Genomic DNA, 16,886 nt, shown 5'->3' with positions numbered 1-16,886 from the left:
GGTTGCCCGCATGGCCGAGCCCTCCTTCCTGACCGCCGTCCGCGAGTCGTACGACACCGTCGCCACCGCCTACGTCGAACGCGTCCCGCTCCCGGCCGAGATGGACCCGCTGTCCCGCGCGATGCTGGCGGGATTCGCCGAACTCGTACGGACGGCCGGTCAGGGGCCGGTCGCGGACGTCGGGTGCGGCCCCGGCCGTGTGACGGCGCATCTGGCCGGGCTGGGCGTGTCCGCCTTCGGGGTCGATCTGTCACCGAAGATGATCGGGCTGGCCCGCGAGGCCTACCCCCAACTGCGTTTCACCGAGGGCTCGATGACGGCCCTGGATACGGCGGACGACGAGCTGGGCGGCGTCCTGGCCTGGTACTCCACCCACCACACACCCCCGGAGTGGCTGCCCGCGGTGTTCGCCGAGTTCCACCGCACACTCGCGCCCGGCGGCCATCTGCTCTGGGGGGACTACGTCGGTGACGAACGGCTGCGGCCGACGAAGGGCTATGGACTTCCGGTGTCCTACGAGTCGCATCTCCTGCCCCTGGACCGCGTGTCCGGCCTGCTGGAACAGGCCGGACTCGTCGTCACAGCGAAGCTGGTGCAGGAGCCGGGCGGCCTGGCGAACAGACCGCAGGCCTGCCTGGTGGCCCGCAAGCCGGAGAAGCCCTGAAGGGGCTTGCTAGAGGCGGGCGTTGAGGCGGGCCGCCTGGCGGGTCAGATGGGCGCGTTCGGCGAGGTTGGGCGCCTGGTGGGCCGCCTCGGCGTACAGCCGCGCGGCGAGCGCGATGTCCCCGTCCCGTTCGTGGAGGTACGCCGCCACCGCCGTGTGACGAGGCAGCGCGTCGTCAAGCACGGCGAGCGCCGCGAGCCCGGCACGCGGCCCGTCGGCCTCGCCGACCGCGACCGCGCGGTTGAGCCGTACGACCGGGCTGTCCGTCAGACGTACGAGTTCGTCGTACCACTCCACGATCTGCACCCAGTCCGTCTCCTCGGCGACGGGCGCGTCCGCGTGCAGCGCCGCGATGGCGGCCTGCGCCTGGAACTGCCCCAGCCGGTCGCGTACGAGCGCCGCCTGGAGGATCCCGACCCCCTCGGCGATCATCGCGGTGTCCCACAGCCCGCGGTCCTGCTCGGCGAGCGTCACGAGGCTCCCGTCGGGCGCGGTACGGGCGGCACGCCGCGCATGGTGCAGCAGCATGAGCGCGAGCAGCCCCGACACCTCCGGATGGTCGATCGTGGCGGCGAGCTGCCGGGTGAGCCGGATCGCCTCGGCGGCGAGGTCGACGTCCCCGGAGTAGCCCTCGTTGAAGACGAGGTAGAGCACGCGCAGCACGGTGGAGACATCACCGGGCCGGTCGAACCGTATGCCCGACACGGTGCGCTTGGCCCGGCTGATGCGCTGCGCCATCGTCGCCTCGGGCACGAGATACGCCTGCGCGATCTGCCGGGTGGTCAGCCCGCCGACCGCGCGCAGCGTGAGCGCGACGGCGGACGACGGCGTCAACGACGGGTGCGCGCACAGGAAGTAGAGCTGAAGCGTGTCGTCCGTGGTCGGCGCGGGCCCCGGCACCGGCTCCTCGTCGACCAGGTCCTCACGCCGACGCCGCGCGGTGTCCGCCCGCGCCGCGTCGAGGAACTTCCGCCAGGCGACGGTGACCAGCCAGCCCTTCGCGTCCCTGGGCGGATCGGCCGGCCACACCCGTACCGCCTCGACCAGGGCTTCCTGTACGGCGTCCTCGGCCGCCGCGAAGTCGGCTCCGCGGCGGACGAGGACGGCGAGCACGCCCGGTGTGAGGCTGCGCAGCAGTACGTCGTCCACGAGTGAACTACTCGGTGACGGTGTGGTGGGAGCCCATGACCGGACGCAGCTCAAGCCACTCGTGGATCGGCTTCCCGCCCGCGCCGGGGGCGGCGGACAGCTCCCCGGCCAGCTCGACGGCGCGCTCGTAGCTGTCGACGTCGATCATCATCCACCCGGCGATGACGTCCTTGGTCTCGGCGAACGGCCCGTCGGTGACCGGCGCCCGCCCCTCACCGTCGTACCGGACGAACGTCCCCTCGGGCGAGAGCGCCTGGTCGTCCACGTACTCGCCGGTCTCTTCGAGGCGGCGGGCGAAGTCCTCCATGTACGAGACGTGGGCCGTGATCTCCTCGGGCGTCCACCGGTCCATGGGGACGTCGTTCACGGCAGCCGGGGCGCCGCGGTAGTGCTTGAGCAGCAGGTACTTGGCCATGGTCGTTCTCCTCGATGCTGGTGCGACCACCCATTCTGGTCGCGTTCACACCGGGGACGGAGCGGGCCACGGCTTCTCGACATCACCCGCCGAGATTTTTGAGAAATCTTGTCCAGGCGGCCGGATCGACCGAGAACGTGGGCCCGTCGGCGATCTTGGAGTCGCGGACGTGGACGGAGTGGGGGCAGGTGGCGACCTCGACGCATTCGCCGCCGCTGGCGTTGCTGCGGCTTGACTTACGCCAGTCGAGGGCGACCTCCACGCAGTTACCGCCGCTGGCGTTGCTGTAGTTCGACTTGAACCAACGCAAGGTGCTGGTCATTCCAGATCTCCTGCCAACCGTTCGATGAGGCCCAGCGATTCCCGAGGACCCAGGGCCTGTGATCGGATTTTCGCATGGCGCTGGGCGTAGGTGCTCACCTTTGCCGGGTCGGAGATGAGCAGGCTCTCCTCCTGCACCTCGAAGTAGACCAAGTGGTCATGGCCCGGGGTTTCCACCAAGGTCATCTCGCCGTGACCGCCTGCGTATTCGCCCAGCAGACCGCAGTCGAGCGGCAGCACCTGGAGCGTCACGTTACGACGCTTCGCGCACTCCGCCAAGTGCAGAAGTTGGTCACGCATGACCTCCTGACTGCCGATGGCGCGGCGTAATACCGACTCCTCCAGGATGACCTCGATCAGCGCCACCGGGTCCCGTTCCAGCAGCGCACTGCGCGTCATCCTCGCCTCGACCAACTCGTCCACCCGCTCGTCGGACAACGGCGGATAGCCGCCGCCGATCAGCGCCCGCGCGTACGCCTTCGTCTGGAACAGCCCGTGCACGACCAGCGTCGCGTACAGCCGCAGGCTCATCGCCTCCTGCTCCAGCAACGCGTAGTTCTTGAACTGCTCCGGATACTTGTCCAGTCGGACATAGTCCCGCGCCGCCAAGAAGATGCCGATGTCGTCCCCGATCGCGTGTTCCATCGCCACCAGCATCTCGTCGCTCGCGGGTTGGGCGTTGGTCTCCATCGCGCTCACCGCCGCCGCCGAGAAGCCGATCTGGACGCCCATTTCCGTCTGCGTCAGCCCCTTTCGCAGCCGCATGAGACGGGCGATGTGTGCCACCAATCGGGTCGCCGGACCCGCCGTTTCCTTGTTCTCTGCTCGCGCCATTGCGATCCCCATTTCGACTCAACCGGACTCAACCGGTCACAACTGATCTCGCCCGAATTCAACCCCACGTGAAGTGAGTCCTTGCAGGTCAACCGGTGTCCGACGGCTTGCATCGGCCCATAGAAACGCTAGCCGTGACTACGCAGAATGTCTGCGTGATTACAGAAAATGAGGGTTCCTGGCTCCCCAACTCAGGCTTCCAACTCCGAAAAGCCGGGGTCTGGTTCGACGCGGTGCGCGTCGACGGAGATGAAGGGCGACGGCTCGCCGACATGATGGACTCCATCACCGCGGGCGACCCCGGCCCGATCGTCACCGAATCCAACGGCGCGCGGGCGGTGTACTTCTATCTCCCGCCCGGGAGTACGGCGAACAGGGTGTGGGCGCCGGGCGTCACGCGATTCAACTCCGGCAGCGGGAGGGTGAGTTACGTACCGGTCCCGGCGCTGAGCGGTGAGACGTGGCCGCTGTTCTGGTACTGCCCCCCGGCCGACTCCGGACGCTTCGTCCACCCGGCGATCCTGCGCAACGCGGCTGCCGCACTTTTCGGCCGTCCCATGTCTTTCTAGGCCCGACGGGGACGGCTCGTGACGACAAGAAGGGCCTCCGGTTGCCCCGAGGCCCTTCTCTGCTGGATTCGCGAACCGACCCCCAGGCGCGGCCTACTGCCCCCGACCACGGCGGGACGTCTGGGACGGGCCCTGTGTCTGTCCTGATGGCTGCTGTGCGTAACTCTGACCCTGACCGGCGGCCATCTGATTCGTCATCGCAGCACCCTGGGCAATGCTCGACTGTCCAGGCGGCGTGGGATAGCGCTCGATATATGCCGCGTGCGTATCGCGTGCAGTGTTGTAGGCCAGCTGGGCCTGGGGCTGGTTCCGTAGATCGCTCGCCGTCCGCACATTCGCGCTCTGGAACGCTTGGACCGCTTCGTAGTACCCGCCCGCGACCTGCTGGGCCTGCTGCTCACGTTGGCCCGCCTCGTTGATCGCCGACGGCGAGGCCATCTGGGTCTGAAGCTGCTGCTTGCTTTCAGCCACCGCCTGCCACTCGTAGTAGGCCCCGGCGTAGGCGTCCTGCACCTTTTGCAGTGGAGTCTTTGGCTGGTTGCTGGGCATCGGTGTTCCCCTCTCCAAGTTGTTCTGGAGGCAACGGGTCCGCGCCGTGAACGGTTCAACGACTCAACTCCACCGTCGAGTCCGCCGCCGCGCCGTCGGGCGTTGCGCGGCGCGGCGGCGTGACGCCGTGCCTAGCCGGCCTGGGTCTCGCTGCCCTGCTTCGCGAGTTTGGCGGTCACGTCGACCGTGTCCTTGGCGGCAGGTGCGGTGACGTTCACGTCCGTACCGAAGTCACTGAGCTTGAGCGTGGTGAGGACGGCGACCTGGGCGGGGCCCTCGGTCTCGCCCGCGGGCCGCTTGATCGTCAGCTCCATCTTCTGCTGCCGCAGCCGCCCGTCGTCGTCCAGCCAGATGTCCAGCGGGAGTGTGGCGCCGAGTTGTTCCTTCAGCTTCCGGGTCTGCTCGGTGTTGTCCTTCGCGAGGGCGTCGACATCCACCGTCACCCGGTAGTGCGTGGTCTTCTCACCGTCGACGGTCGAAGGGCCGACCTTCTTCACATTCTTGTCCGAGATGCCCTTGGTGTACGAGAACGAGGCGGCCGGATCGCTGACACCCCCGGCACCCGCACCACCCGCGCCCTGCTGTTCGGCCAGCTTCTTCAGGTCGATCTTCATCCAGGACTTGCCGTCGGGCAGGCCGCTCCCGGACCCGGCCGGCGGCTGCTGGTAGACCATCCCGTCCAAGGTGCGCTGCTTCAGCTCCTGCCCCTGGGAGGTGAGCGTGACCTCGCTGCTGCCGGCGGCCAGATCGACTACTCCGGCACCGGTGGCGGATGCCTGCTCGCCGGCGCCCTTGACCTCGGTGGCGAGCGTCAGCTTGGCGGTCTTGGCGCCGGTGGTCTTGTGGTGCGTGGCCTGTACGGCCTGCGTCGACTGCTTCTCGCTGTCCGCACCGCCGGCGCTCTTGGTCTTCTTGCCGCTGTCGGAGCCGCCACCGCCGCCGCAGCCCGCCAGGGTCACCGCCACCAGGCCACCGACCACTGCTGTCGCTACGACGCGCCTACGATTGCTCGGCCGTTCCATCAGGATCTCCTCCGTTGCGTAGCCTCGGTCAACCGTCGACCTTCATCTGATGAACCGTCTGCCCGTGGACGGCGCGTACACGCGTGGCCGATCGGTATCAGCTCGCCCTGCGAGTGGGCCCTGTGGTGGGTCCGTGGGCCCTTCGGATTGGGTCTTGTACGTCCGTAACGTGCCGACTGACGCTCCACGGCTGGATGCCTGGGGCCCGGGGGATCTTCAGCGTTGGGTGGGAAGGGTTTCGCGTGTCGGACTCACAGGTACTGACGTTCCAGGTCGGTACGCCTCAGCGCCGCTGGGAGTTGCCGCGCTCGCTCGCCGTGACGCGGATCCTGCTGTACCTGATGTTCGCCCTCACACTGCTGGGCGGCATCGGCGTACTCAACTCGCTGCTGGAGCTGGGGACTCGGATCACGCCCGCGCTCAGTCTGGCGGCGGCGTATGCGATGGTGCCGGGGTTCGTGGCTGTTGTGCTGGCGCGGCGGCTGTGGACCGGGGGCAGAGCGGTCTGGTTCACCCTGATCGCACTCCAGGCTTGGCTCTTGATCGGCAGCGTCGTCAATCTGTACGCCGGGTCGGCGCGCGGACTCAGTCAACTGCTGCTGCCGGGAGCCCTGTTGGCGTTGGCGAGCGTGGGTGCGAGCCGGGCCTGGTTCGAACTCCCGGCGGAGCAGCGGGCGCCGAGGCCGCGCTGGACGCTTGAACGGCTGCGGCGGGACGGCGTCGTGTCGGTCCCGCACCTGATCAAGTGGCGCCGGAATCGCGGTCAGTCGACGGTCGAGTACGTGGGCATGGTCGGCCTGGTGGCCCTGATCATCGCCGCGCTGATGATGACCGGCGTCGGAACACAGGTCGCGGTCGGTCTCCAGACGGCGGTCTGCAACATCGTCGGCGGCGACTGCGAGTCGACCATGGTCGGGGACGGGGGCGACTCCAGTGGCCTCTCCGGCGGTGGTGAGAACTCCGGTGGCGGTGGCAACAGCGGTGGAAGTGGTGGCGGGGACAACGGCGGCGGGGACAACGGTGGCGGTGACTCCGGTGGCGGTGACTCTGGCGGGGGTGACAGCGGCGGAGGCGACAGCGGCGGGGGCGACTCCGGTGGGGGCGACTCTGGCGGGGGTGACAGCGGCGGAGGCGACAGCGGTGGTGGGAACTCCGGTGGTGGCAACAACGGTGGTGGGAACTCCGGTGGTGGGAACTCCGGTGGTGGCAACAACGGCGGCGGGGACTCCGGTGGTGGCAACAGCGGCGGTGGGGATTCCGGTGGAGGTGACAGCGGTGGGGACTCCGACGGAGACGACTCCGGCGGCGGATCCTCAGGTGGTGGTAACAGCGGTGGTGGCAACAACGGTGGCGGCAACAACGGTGGTAGTGACTCTGGCGGGGGCGACAGCGGCGGCGGATCCTCGGGCGGCGGCGACTCCGGTGGTGGTGACTCCGGTGGCGGGTCTGACGGCGGCGGCGACAGTGGTGGTGGGAACTCGGGCGGTGGTGACTCGGGCGGCGGCGACTCCGGTGGTGGCGACTCGGGCGGTGGGTCTTCCGGTGGCGGTTCGTCGGGTGGCGGTAGCTCCGGGGGTGGGTCTTCCGGTGGTGGATCGTCCGGCGGCGGTAGCTCCGGTGGCGGTTCGTCCGGCGGCGGCAGTTCCGGGGGTGGGTCCTCCGGTGGCGGTTCGTCCAGCGGCGGTGGTGACTCCGGTGGTGACTCGTCGGGTGGCGGAAACTCCGGTGGCGGTTCGTCCGGTGGTGAGAACGACGACAACGACAAGGACGACGAGCCCGAATACGAGTGCAACCCGGTCATGGCCCCCTGGGGAATGATGCAGAGCTGCACCGAGAAGAGCAGCGGCGGTTCTGACAGCGGCGGCGGGAGCAGCAGCGGCGGCAAGGACGACAAGGACGACAAGGACGAGGACAAGGACGACGACAAAGACGACGACGAGGACAAGGACGACGGCAAGGTCGAGTGCAACCCGACCGGTGCCGGCTCGCAGTGGGGCCTGACGGGCTGCACGAAGGACGACGGCAAGGACGACGACGACAAGGAAGACGACAAGGACGAGGACGAGGACGACGACAAGAAGGACGACTGCCGCGACAACACCAACGTCGCGTTCTACGGCAGCGTGACCCCCGGCGCGTCCGGCAGCGGGCGGTACACGCTCGCCTCGGGCGGCGCCCGTAACCCGGTTGTCGTCAGTGGGATCTCGCTCGCGGCGACGTCCGGAGTCTCCCAACTCGACCTCGCGGGCGCCGTGTCAGGATCGGCGCTCGCCGGTATGGACACGTACCAGGACGTGGAGGACAGGCTCAGCAACGCGCTCGGGCTCACCGACCCGCCGCCCCCGCCGATCCCGGACGATCCCGAGCCGGAGCCTGAGCCGAAGCCCAAGCCGAAACCCAAGCCGAAGCCGCCGCACCTCAAGGGCTGCCCCGTCAAGACGCCGATGAATGTCCTGGACGACATCCCGGACTACAAGGCCGGTAAGGACGGGCGTAAGGAATGGTCCGAGGCGGTCGAGAAGATCGCCAAGGAAAACCCGATGACGGAGGACTTCACGGCCGAGGACGCGCTCACCATCGCCGACTACACGGGCTACAAGGCAGAGACGATCAACAAGTGGCTGCGCAACCCGGCGAACGGTGACGGTGATCCGAACAAGTTCAGGGACGACATGGACCGGGCGCTGGATCATCTGCCCAAGGTCGAGGGGACGTTCTATCGCGGGACGTTCATGTCGGACGAGATGCTGAAGAAGTTCGCGTCGGGTGAGGCGGTCGAGTTCCCCGAGTACCTCAGTACGTCCAGTGACCCGGCGAAGGCCGACCGCGCTTTGAAGAAGACCGAGGCGAAGAACATCCCCGGCGGCGAGAACGTCCTGCTCGAAATCGAGACGGGCAACGGCCGCAACATCGACCCGCTGTCCCGCTATCGGGGACAGGAGTCGGAGGTCCTCATCCCGCGCGGCGGAGCGTTCGAGAAGGTCGGCGAGACGACGAAGATGATCGGTGGCAAGGAGTACAAGGTCATCAAGGTGAAGCAGGTGGGCTGAGCCGACAGCCAGGCGTACGGCCAGACCTGCCGCCACGGGTACGGCCCTGTGCGGTGACCGGGAGGTCGCCGCACAGGGCCGTCGTGCTGCCGGGACTCGGTGGATCAGTGGATCAGCCCCGCTGGATCAGTACGCGTAGCTGGTGTTCCCGCCGAGCGAGGCGGCGACGTGCTCGACCGCCGGCTTGACGTTCAGCGTGTGCACCGACTGGACGCCCGAGGCGGACGCGTTGTTGCCGAGCTGGCCCTCCGCGTTGTGGCCCCAGGCGAAGACGTCCTCGCCGAAGACGGCGATGCCGTGGTGGGCGCCGGCCGCGATCTGCTCGGCGCCTTCCAGACGGGGGATCTCGATCGGAGTCGTACGGTTGACGAGCGTCTTCTTGTCCTTCGCGGCGGCCGGGTCGGCCTCCAGGAGCTGGTTGTTCTGGTTGTCGCCCCAGCCCCAGACCATGTCGTCGTCGGTGATGACGTAGTTGTGGTTGGCGCCGGCCTCGATGTCCGTGACGTTCTCGATCCAGTCGACGTCGACCGGGCGCGTGCTGCTCTTCGTGGAGGAGTCGCCCAGCTGACCGGAGGAGTTCTTGCCCCAGGCCTTCACGGTCTTGTCGGCGGTCAGCGCGAGCGCGTGGTGACAGCCGGCGTCGATCTCCGTGATGTTCTCCAGGCCCTCGATCTCGCGGGGCGCGGAGCTGGTGGCGCGGGTGCCGCTGCCGAGCTGGCCGAAGACGCCGCGGCCCCAGGCGTACACCTTGCCGTTCTCGGCGAGCGCCATGCTGAAGTCACAGCCGGCCGAGACCTGCTTGACCTTGGGCATGCCCTGGACGCGGTTCGGGATGGCGCGGACGTCGCCCGTACGGTTGTTGCCGAGCTGCCCGTAGGTGTTCTCGCCCCACGAGTAGACGCGGCCCTGGCCGTCGAGGGCGAGCCCGTGCTGACCACCGGCGGCGACATCCTTGATGTCGGCACCCAGACGCGCCACGTCGGTGGGGACGTTGCGGTTGGTGCGGTCGCCGTTGCCGAGCTGGCCCTCCGCGTTCTGGCCCCAGGCCTTGACGGCCCCGTCGGTGAGGGCGAGCGCGAAGGAGTCGTCCGAGGAGGTGCCGCCGGCGGAGATCCGCTCGACGTCGCCACGGACGAGGGAGGTGACGGGCACCGGCGTGGTGCTGTCCTTGGTGGCACCGTTGCCGAGCTGGCCGGTGCGGCCGGCGCCCCAGCTCAGGACCGACGGGTCCTTGGCGGGCGCGGCGGAGACCGAGGCCAGCGGCGTGATGGCGAGACCGGCGGTGAGGGCGGCGGTCAGGAGTGCGCGACTACGGCGCATGGGGGTGTGTCCTCTCGTGATGGTGCGGACCCGTCCTCGCGGGACCGCACCTGATCATCGATACGCTCGTTGGCCACCTTCAGAGGCGCGACCGGCCGCACACCCGGATGGTCCCCGACAGCGACCCGAACGGCGCGCAGTCGGGCGCGCGGGGGTGCCCGTTCGGAGTCGTCGGCACTGTCGGAATCGGCGCTGCCGGCGCCCGGCCGGGCTCAGACGGCCGGGCTCGGACGGCCGGGCTCAGACGTCCGGGTTCAGACGGGTCGGGGTGAACGCCAGGGCCGCGAAGCGTTCTCCCATCCGCCGGTGGGCGGGGGCGTCCGGGTGGAGTTCGTCCGGGAGGGGGAGTTCGGCGTAGTCCGCCTCCCCGTACAGCTCCCGGCCGTCGAGGTAATGCAGGTTCGGGTCCTCGGCCGCCCGCTGCTTCACGATCCGGGCCAGCTCGTCGCGGATGACGTTCAGCGTCAGCTTTCCGCTCGCGCGCTCCGCCGGGTCACCCGTCGCCAGGAAGCGCAGCTGGCCCTCGGAGATACCGGAGAAGTCCGGGGCGCTCGGCCCGGGGGTGTCCTCGTGGATGGGGCAGTAGGTCGCCGACACGACCAGCAGCGGTGCCGTGGGATGGCCCTCGCGGATGGTGTCGAGGAAGCCGTGGACGGCCGGGGCGAAGGCGCGCAGGCGCATCACGTCGGCGTTCACCAGATTGATGCCGATCTTGACGCTGATCAGGTCGGCCGGGGTGTCGCGCATCGTACGAGCCGTGAACGGATCGAGCAGCGCGCTGCCGCCGAAGCCCAGATTGACCAGGTCCACGCCGCCGAGGGAGGCGGCGAGCGCGGGCCAGGTCGTGGTGGGGCTCGCGGCGTCGGAACCGTGGCTGATCGAGCTGCCGTGGTGCAGCCACACCGCGCGGCCCCGGTCCGGCACGGGCTCGACGGGGGCGTCGGTGCGCAGCGCGACGAGTTCGGTGGTCTCGTTGTGCGGCAGCCAGATCTCGACGTCCTTCTCGCCCTCCGGCAGGTCGTCGAAGTGGAGGGTGCCGGGCGGGCCGGGCCGCTGCTCGGCGGTCCCCGCCGTCATGTCGATGGTCAGGACGTTGCCGCCCGGCACGGAGGCCTGGGCCGTGAGCCGGCCGTCGACCAGCAGGTCGTACAGACCGTCGGGGCGGGGCGGCGCGCCGACGTAGACCCGCTTGGTGGGCAGGGTGTCCAGCTCGATCGCGGTCGCCCGGGTGCGGAACACGAGCCGTACGCCGGAAGGCTGCGCCTCCACCATCGCCAGCTGCGGGTCCGTGTTCTGGGCGCGGGCCCAGGCGGGCAGCCGGTGCGGGAGGACGCCGTGCGCGGTGTGCTCCAGGTCGAGGGCGCCGTGCACGATGTCGGCGGTGAGGGGGGTGGTGGTCCAGTGGCGGTCGTGGCGGTCGTGGTGCTCGGTGCTCATGGTGTCTGCCCGGTGGTGTCGGAGGTGTGAGAGGTGAGGGGGCCGGTGCGCAGCAGCGCGTCGAGACGGTCCACGATCCACACCCAGGTCTCTTCCGAGGCGGGGCTGCTGTGGCTGAAGCCGCCGGCCGTGTCCAGGCTGATGTAGCCGTGGAAGACGCTGCCCAGGAGACGTACGGCGTGTGTCTGGTCCGGCTCCGTCAGGTCGTACCCGCGCAGGATCGCGCGGGCCATCTGCGAGTGCCGGGGGCCGGCGCTCGCCGCGGCCGTCTCGGGGTCGAGCGTGAGCCGGGCGGCGGTGTAGCGGCCGGGGTGCTCGCGGGCGTAGTCGCGGTAGACGTTTGCGAAGGCCGCGAGGGCGTCCTTGCCCGCGCGGCCGGCGAGTGCCGTGGCGACCCGGTCGGCCATCTCCTCCAGTGAGAGGAGGGCGATCCTGGTCTTGAGGTCCTGGGAGCTCTTGAGGTGCGAGTAGAGGCTCGCGACCTTGACGTCGAACTGTCTGGCGAGCGCGGAGACGGTCACCTGGTCGAAACCGACCTCGTCGGCCAGCTCGGCTCCTGCCCGGACGAGGCGGTCGGTGGTGAGTCCTGCGCGGGGTGACATGGGGTGCCCTTCCGTGATCCTTAATCGATTATGCGCATACCTAAAGGGTGTAGGCAAATGCGGGATCGCTTCAGGCGCACGGTGCGGGTGCGCGGTGCACCCGCGTGTGTGGTTACGGGGCGAGGGCCGGTCAGCCGCCCTTCGTGTACGTCACCGACTCGCCGCCCGCCGTCGTCGCGCGGCGCAGCCGGCCGTCCGGGAGGATCGTCAGTTCCGTCGCCGCGCCGGGCGTGCAGGACGACATCGGGCGGCCGGACGTGACCGTCGACGGGCCGATCTTCAGCGGGCCGGAGCCCGGTGCCGCGTCGAGCGCCGCCTCGAAGACGCACTCGTACGTCCCGCCCGTGTCCGTCGGGCCCTGCGCCGTCAGTACGAGGACGGTGTCGCCCACCTCGCCCTGCCGGATGGCGAGTTCGCGGGTGCTGCGCCCCGCGTCACCGTCGATGGTGCCGGACCAGGCGCCGAGGTACTGCTTCGGTACCTCTCCCGCCCCGGCCTCGTCCTCCGTCTCCGACGAGGAGGGCGACGGCGACTCCGGGTCCGAAGGCGCCTCGTCGGACGGGGCGTTGTCGTCCGCCGAGGATGTGTCGTCGGTCGAGCCGTCCGCCTGACTGCGGGACGAGTCGTTCTTCTCGTCGCCGCTGCCCATGAACGCGTACACCGAACCGCCCGCGCCCAGCGCGACGACCAGCGCGACGGCGATCAGCGCGATCGTGCCGCGCCTGCTGCGGCCGGCCGGCTCGGGTGCGGGCGCGGGCGGGGGAGTGGGACCGTACGGCGAGGGATGGCCGTAGTTGGCGGGCGGCGGGCCGTACGGCGGTGTCGCGCCCCACGGGGGGAGCGGGGGCTGGCCGGGCTGCGGGTAGCCGTACTGCTGGGGGAGCGGCGGGAGTTGGGGCTGCTGCCGGGGTGACGGTGCCCCCGGGGGCGGCGGCGTGGGGATCATCGTCGCCATCCCGTGCATGGCCTGGCCGCCGCTCAGGCCTTCGCCGGGGGTGCCGGGGACGCCGGGCGGCGGGGGTACGGAGGACGGTTCGGCCGCCTCCTGCGACGGTGGTGCTTGCGGTGACGGTGACGGTGACGGCGGCGGTGGTGCCTGGGGTGCCGAGGACGGCGACAGTGGCGGTGGCGGCGACGGTGGCTGCGGTGAGAACGCCGGCGCCGTACGCGCCGGTGCGCCCACATCCGTTGTGGCGGCGCCCAGTTGGGCGAACAGCGCGCCCGGCAGCCAGGGTTCGCCCCCGCCCCCGTCCCCGCCTCCGTCGTCGTCCGGTTCGCCCACCCGCGCCAGGATCTGCGCGGGGGTCGGGCGCCCCGCCGGGTCCTTCTTGAGGCAGTCAGCGACCAACTCCCGCAGACCCTCCGGGAGTTCGGACAGATCCGGCTCCTCCTGCGCGATGCGGAACATCAGCACGTGCACGGGAGTGTCGGCAGCGCCGAACGGGAGCCGCCCCGTCGCCGCGTAGGCGAGCACCGAGCCCAGGCTGAACACGTCGCACGCGGCCGTGACTTGGGTGCCGCGCACCTGCTCCGGCGCCATGAACCCGGGCGATCCCGCCGGCCCGCCGCCCGCGGTCGCCCCGGCGACGGTGACCGTCTCCAGCGCGCGGGCTATGCAGAAGTCGACGGCCCGCGGACCCTCGGCGCTGACGAGGACGTTGGACGGTTTGAGGTCGCGGTGGATCAGACCGGCGCCGTGGATGTCCTCAAGCGCGTGGGCGAGGCCCGAGCCGAGTATCCGTACCGAGCGCGCGGGCAGCGGACCGTGCGGGCCCGAGACGACCTCCTGGAGCGTGGGCCCCACCACGTACTCCGTCGCGATCCACGGCACCGCGGCCTCCGTGTTCGCGTCGACGACCGGCGCCGTCCAGGCGCCTCCGACGCGCCGGGCGGCGGCGACCTCCAGCCGCAACCGGCCGCGGAACTCGTCGTGTTCGGCGAGTTCCTTGCGTACGAGCTTCACCGCGACCGTACGGCCCCGCTCCGAGCGCGCCAGATAGACCTGACCCATGACCCCGGCGCCGAGGCGGGACAGCAGCCGGTACGCGCCGATGTTTTGCGGATCTCCCGCGGTCAGTTTCTCCATGGCCGTACGGCCCCTCCCCAGACGCCAAGCCCGACGCGCCGAGGATAGTGCCGCCGCCGTCGCACTGCGCGGTCACGGGGAAACCGGCCGTCGGCCGACCGGGCCCGACGGCCCGGTCCGCACCACCGCTCAGCCAGGCCGGGGGCCGATCGCGTCCATCGCCCGCGACAGCCGCTCCAGCACCCGTACGGTCTCGGCGAAGTCCGCCTCGCCCAACTCCTCGGCCAGGCGCTTCGCGAGAGCCGCGTGGCCCGGCCCGATCTCGCGGATCGCCGCACGGCCCTTCTCGGTCGGGGTGAGCAGTTTCGCCCGGCGGTGGGCGGGGTTCGGCTCGTACGCCGCGAGTCCGCGCCCGACCAGCAGATCCGCGATCCGCTGCACGCTCTGCCGGGTGATGCCCATCGCGCGGGCGATCCCGGAGACGGGCAGGGGCCCTGGCAGTACGGCTCCGAGGACCTGCCACCAGGCCGCCGTCAGGCCCGCCGGGGCAGCCAACTCCTCGGCCACGGAGAGGAATTGGCCATTGAGACGGAAGGCGCCGAGCGCGGTTCTGCTGAGCAGCTCGGAGGTCTCCGGGGTGCGGGCGTTCTCCGGGGTGCGGGCGCTCTCGCTCTCGTTCATGAGTTGAGGACCTCGAACGCGGCGGCGTCGGAGTCCTTGAAGAGCCGGTACCAGGCGTCCAGCTTCTCGCCCTCGTACACACCGAGCAGCTCGAGGATCTCGCGGGCGAACGCGACCGGTTCGGTCGGGCCGGCCGTGATCAGGGTGCCGTCGGTGACCGCGTCGGCCTCGCGGTAGTGCTCGCCGCCCCGGTAGCCGGTGGCGTCCAGGTAGTAGCTGACGGCGCTGGTGTGGGCCCGGTCGTCCAGCAGACCCTCGCGGGCCAGCCCCGCCGTGGCGCCGCAGATCGCGGCGACGGGCAGGCCCCGGTCGGCGAACCGCCGGGCGGCGCGGGCGAACGGCGCCAGATCGTCCCCGGTGTCCCAGAGGTCGGCGCCCGGGAGGATGAGCACCGCCGTGTCGTCGGGCTCGCCCAGCAGGTCGAGCGCGATGTCGGGCTGGACGCGCAGGCCGCCCATGGTGGTGACCGGGTCGGTGGTCGGGCCGACGGTGCGCACGGTGTAGCCGTTCCTGGCGAGGTGCGCGGTGGCGTAGCCGGTCTCCCAGTCGGCGAGGGTGTCGTACACGGCGAGATAAACGGTCTTGCCGGTCATGGTGGCCTCCTCGGCTATATGACAGCAGACTGTCATATCGACAGTCTGCTGTCAATGATGTCCGTGCCGGCGCGGGGATGCGGCGGGACGAGGGCGGAAGAGGGGAAGAGGCGGAGGCGGCGAAGGAGGCGCAGAGGGCGACACCCTGCCGAGTCCGACCGCCCACACCAGACAGGATGGTCATATCGGCCCCCACCAGCCCTTCTCTACGCTGGCCGCATGACCCCTCACCTCGCGCCTCACGACCCGGAGGCCGGCGCGGCCGTCAAGGCCGCCGACCGCGCGCACGTGTTCCACTCCTGGTCCGCCCAGGACCTGATCGACCCGCTCGCCGTCGCCGGCGCCGACGGCTCGTACTTCTGGGACCACGACGGCAACCGCTACCTCGACTTCACCAGCGGCCTCGTCTTCGCCAACATCGGCTACCAGCACCCCGCCGTCGTCGCCGCGATCCAGGAGCAGGCCGCGAAGCTCACCACCTTCGCGCCCGCCTTCGCCGTCGACGTACGCTCCGAGGCCGCCCGCCTCATCGCCGAGCGCACCCCCGGCGACCTCGACAAGATCTTCTTCACCAACGGTGGCGCGGAGGCCGTCGAGAACGCCGTACGGATGGCCCGGCTGCACACCGGCCGCCCCAAGCTGCTCTCCGCGTACCGCTCGTACCACGGCGGTACCTCCACCGCGATCAATCTCACCGGCGACCCGCGCCGCTGGGCGTCCGACACCGGCAACGCCGGAGTGGTGCGCTTCTGGGCACCGTTCCTCTACCGCTCGCCCTTCCACGCCACCACCGAGGCCGAGGAGTGCGCCCGCGCGCTGGAGCACCTGGAGGCGACCATCGCCTTCGAGGGACCGGCGACGATCGCCGCGATCATCCTGGAGACGATCCCCGGCACGGCGGGCATCATGACGCCGCCGCCAGGATACCTCGCGGGCGTACGGGAGTTGTGCGACCGGCACGGCATCGTCTTCATCCTGGACGAGGTGATGGCGGGCTTCGGCCGTACCGGCGCGTGGTTCGCCGCCGACCACTTCGACGTCGTGCCCGACCTGCTGACCTTCGCGAAGGGCGTCAACTCCGGCTACGTACCGCTCGGCGGCGTCGCGATCTCCGCCGCCATAGCGGACACGTTCGCCACCCGCCCCTACCCCGGCGGCCTCACCTACTCCGGCCACCCGCTCGCCTGCGCGGCGGCTGTCGCGACGCTGCGGGTGATGGCCGAGGAGAAGATCGTCGAGCACGCCGCCCACATCGGCGAGACGGTGCTCGGCCCCGGGCTGCGCGCGCTGGCCGACCGGCACCCGTCGGTCGGAGAGGTGCGCGGGCAGGGCGTGTTCTGGGCGCTCGACCTCGTACGGGACAGGAGCACGCGCGAGCCGCTGGTGCCGTACAACGCGACGGGCGAGGCGAACGCGCCGATGGCCGCCTTCGCCGCCGCGTGCAAGAAGGGCGGGCTGTGGCCGTTCGTGAACATGAACCGTACGCACGCCGTGCCGCCCTGCAACATCACGGAGGCGGAGACGAAGGAAGGGCTGGCGATCCTCGACGCGGCGCTGACGGTGGCCGACGAGCACACGGTGTAACGGCCGATGCCCTGAACCGGCCGCTCAGCCGCACGTCTCGCGGTGGTCCAGCGAAGGGAGGTGGGCCTGC

At 70.4% G+C, this 16,886-nt stretch carries 16 protein-coding genes; 4 read left to right on the top strand and 12 right to left on the bottom strand.

Annotation, left to right across the window (positions count from 1 at the left end):
• The first annotated feature begins 10 nt into the window (after positions 1-10).
• Positions 11-664 (top strand): class I SAM-dependent methyltransferase, encoded by a 654-nt coding sequence (locus ACFYNU_RS09920; RefSeq protein WP_356595383.1) that lies wholly within the window; start codon positions 11-13, stop codon positions 662-664.
• A gap of 9 nt (positions 665-673) precedes the next feature.
• On the opposite strand, the gene ACFYNU_RS09915 is transcribed toward ACFYNU_RS09920, so the two are convergent.
• The 4 genes from ACFYNU_RS09915 to ACFYNU_RS09900 form a co-directional block, all read right to left on the bottom strand.
• A complete protein-coding gene (locus tag ACFYNU_RS09915; RefSeq protein ID WP_356595385.1) occupies positions 674-1,813 on the bottom strand; it encodes a DUF6596 domain-containing protein in 1,140 nt (379 codons plus the stop codon).
• 7 nt (positions 1,814-1,820) lie between these two features.
• Positions 1,821-2,228, bottom strand: coding sequence for a YciI family protein (locus ACFYNU_RS09910; RefSeq protein WP_023539793.1), 408 nt, complete (start codon positions 2,226-2,228; stop codon positions 1,821-1,823).
• Between the two features lie 82 nt (positions 2,229-2,310).
• Positions 2,311-2,550 (bottom strand): DUF397 domain-containing protein, encoded by a 240-nt coding sequence (locus ACFYNU_RS09905; RefSeq protein WP_356595387.1) that lies wholly within the window; start codon positions 2,548-2,550, stop codon positions 2,311-2,313.
• Positions 2,547-3,383, bottom strand: a complete 837-nt coding sequence (locus ACFYNU_RS09900; RefSeq protein ID WP_356595389.1) for a helix-turn-helix transcriptional regulator — start codon at positions 3,381-3,383, stop codon at positions 2,547-2,549. The genes ACFYNU_RS09905 and ACFYNU_RS09900 overlap by 4 nt, the downstream gene beginning before the upstream one ends.
• A 155-nt stretch (positions 3,384-3,538) precedes the next feature.
• On the opposite strand from ACFYNU_RS09900, the gene ACFYNU_RS09895 reads away from it, so the two are divergent.
• Complete coding sequence (locus tag ACFYNU_RS09895; RefSeq protein WP_031230327.1) at positions 3,539-3,952, top strand: hypothetical protein; 414 nt, start codon at positions 3,539-3,541, stop codon at positions 3,950-3,952.
• A 93-nt stretch (positions 3,953-4,045) separates the two neighbouring features.
• On the opposite strand, the gene ACFYNU_RS09890 is transcribed toward ACFYNU_RS09895, so the two are convergent.
• A complete protein-coding gene (locus tag ACFYNU_RS09890) occupies positions 4,046-4,501 on the bottom strand; it encodes a hypothetical protein (RefSeq protein ID WP_356595391.1) in 456 nt (151 codons plus the stop codon).
• 131 nt (positions 4,502-4,632) lie between these two features.
• The gene (locus ACFYNU_RS09885; RefSeq protein WP_356595393.1) at positions 4,633-5,523 is read right to left on the bottom strand and encodes an LppX_LprAFG lipoprotein; all 891 of its coding nucleotides are present in this window, start codon (positions 5,521-5,523) and stop codon (positions 4,633-4,635) included.
• Between the two features lie 242 nt (positions 5,524-5,765).
• Between ACFYNU_RS09885 and ACFYNU_RS09880 the strand changes: the two genes are divergently transcribed.
• Positions 5,766-8,573 carry an ADP-ribosyltransferase gene (locus tag ACFYNU_RS09880; RefSeq protein ID WP_356595395.1) on the top strand — a complete coding sequence of 936 codons (2,808 nt, stop codon included), beginning with the start codon at positions 5,766-5,768 and terminating at the stop codon, positions 8,571-8,573.
• A 126-nt stretch (positions 8,574-8,699) separates the two neighbouring features.
• Here ACFYNU_RS09880 and ACFYNU_RS09875 read toward each other — a convergent pair whose 3' ends face one another.
• The 6 genes from ACFYNU_RS09875 to ACFYNU_RS09850 form a co-directional block, all read right to left on the bottom strand.
• Entirely contained in the window at positions 8,700-9,893 is a 1,194-nt protein-coding gene (locus tag ACFYNU_RS09875) for a sialidase (protein WP_356595397.1), read from the bottom strand.
• A 240-nt stretch (positions 9,894-10,133) separates the two neighbouring features.
• Positions 10,134-11,330: a GDSL-type esterase/lipase family protein gene (locus ACFYNU_RS09870; protein ID WP_356595399.1), complete on the bottom strand. Its 1,197-nt coding sequence runs from the start codon at positions 11,328-11,330 to the stop codon at positions 10,134-10,136.
• Positions 11,327-11,932 carry a TetR/AcrR family transcriptional regulator gene (locus ACFYNU_RS09865; RefSeq protein ID WP_356595402.1) on the bottom strand — a complete coding sequence of 202 codons (606 nt, stop codon included), beginning with the start codon at positions 11,930-11,932 and terminating at the stop codon, positions 11,327-11,329. The genes ACFYNU_RS09870 and ACFYNU_RS09865 overlap by 4 nt, the downstream gene beginning before the upstream one ends.
• Before the next feature lie 130 nt (positions 11,933-12,062).
• Positions 12,063-14,018, bottom strand: coding sequence for a protein kinase (locus ACFYNU_RS09860; protein ID WP_356595404.1), 1,956 nt, complete (start codon positions 14,016-14,018; stop codon positions 12,063-12,065).
• Positions 14,019-14,147: 129 nt separating this feature from the next.
• On the bottom strand, positions 14,148-14,639 hold the full coding sequence (locus ACFYNU_RS09855) for a MarR family transcriptional regulator (RefSeq protein WP_356595406.1): 492 nt from the start codon (positions 14,637-14,639) through the stop codon (positions 14,148-14,150).
• On the bottom strand, positions 14,636-15,232 hold the full coding sequence (locus ACFYNU_RS09850; protein ID WP_356595408.1) for a DJ-1/PfpI family protein: 597 nt from the start codon (positions 15,230-15,232) through the stop codon (positions 14,636-14,638). The genes ACFYNU_RS09855 and ACFYNU_RS09850 overlap by 4 nt, the downstream gene beginning before the upstream one ends.
• 219 nt (positions 15,233-15,451) lie before the next feature.
• Here ACFYNU_RS09850 and ACFYNU_RS09845 point away from each other — a divergent pair, with 219 nt between their 5' ends.
• Complete coding sequence (locus ACFYNU_RS09845) at positions 15,452-16,816, top strand: aspartate aminotransferase family protein (protein ID WP_356595410.1); 1,365 nt, start codon at positions 15,452-15,454, stop codon at positions 16,814-16,816.
• Positions 16,817-16,886: the final 70 nt, after the last annotated feature.

It is taken from the genome of Streptomyces sp. NPDC006643 (genome assembly GCF_042870175.1).
Taxonomy (GTDB): Bacteria; Actinomycetota; Actinomycetes; order Streptomycetales; family Streptomycetaceae; genus Streptomyces.
The sequence above is the reverse complement of the archived record's forward strand: the minus strand, read 5'-3'. Positions and strand labels throughout refer to the sequence as shown.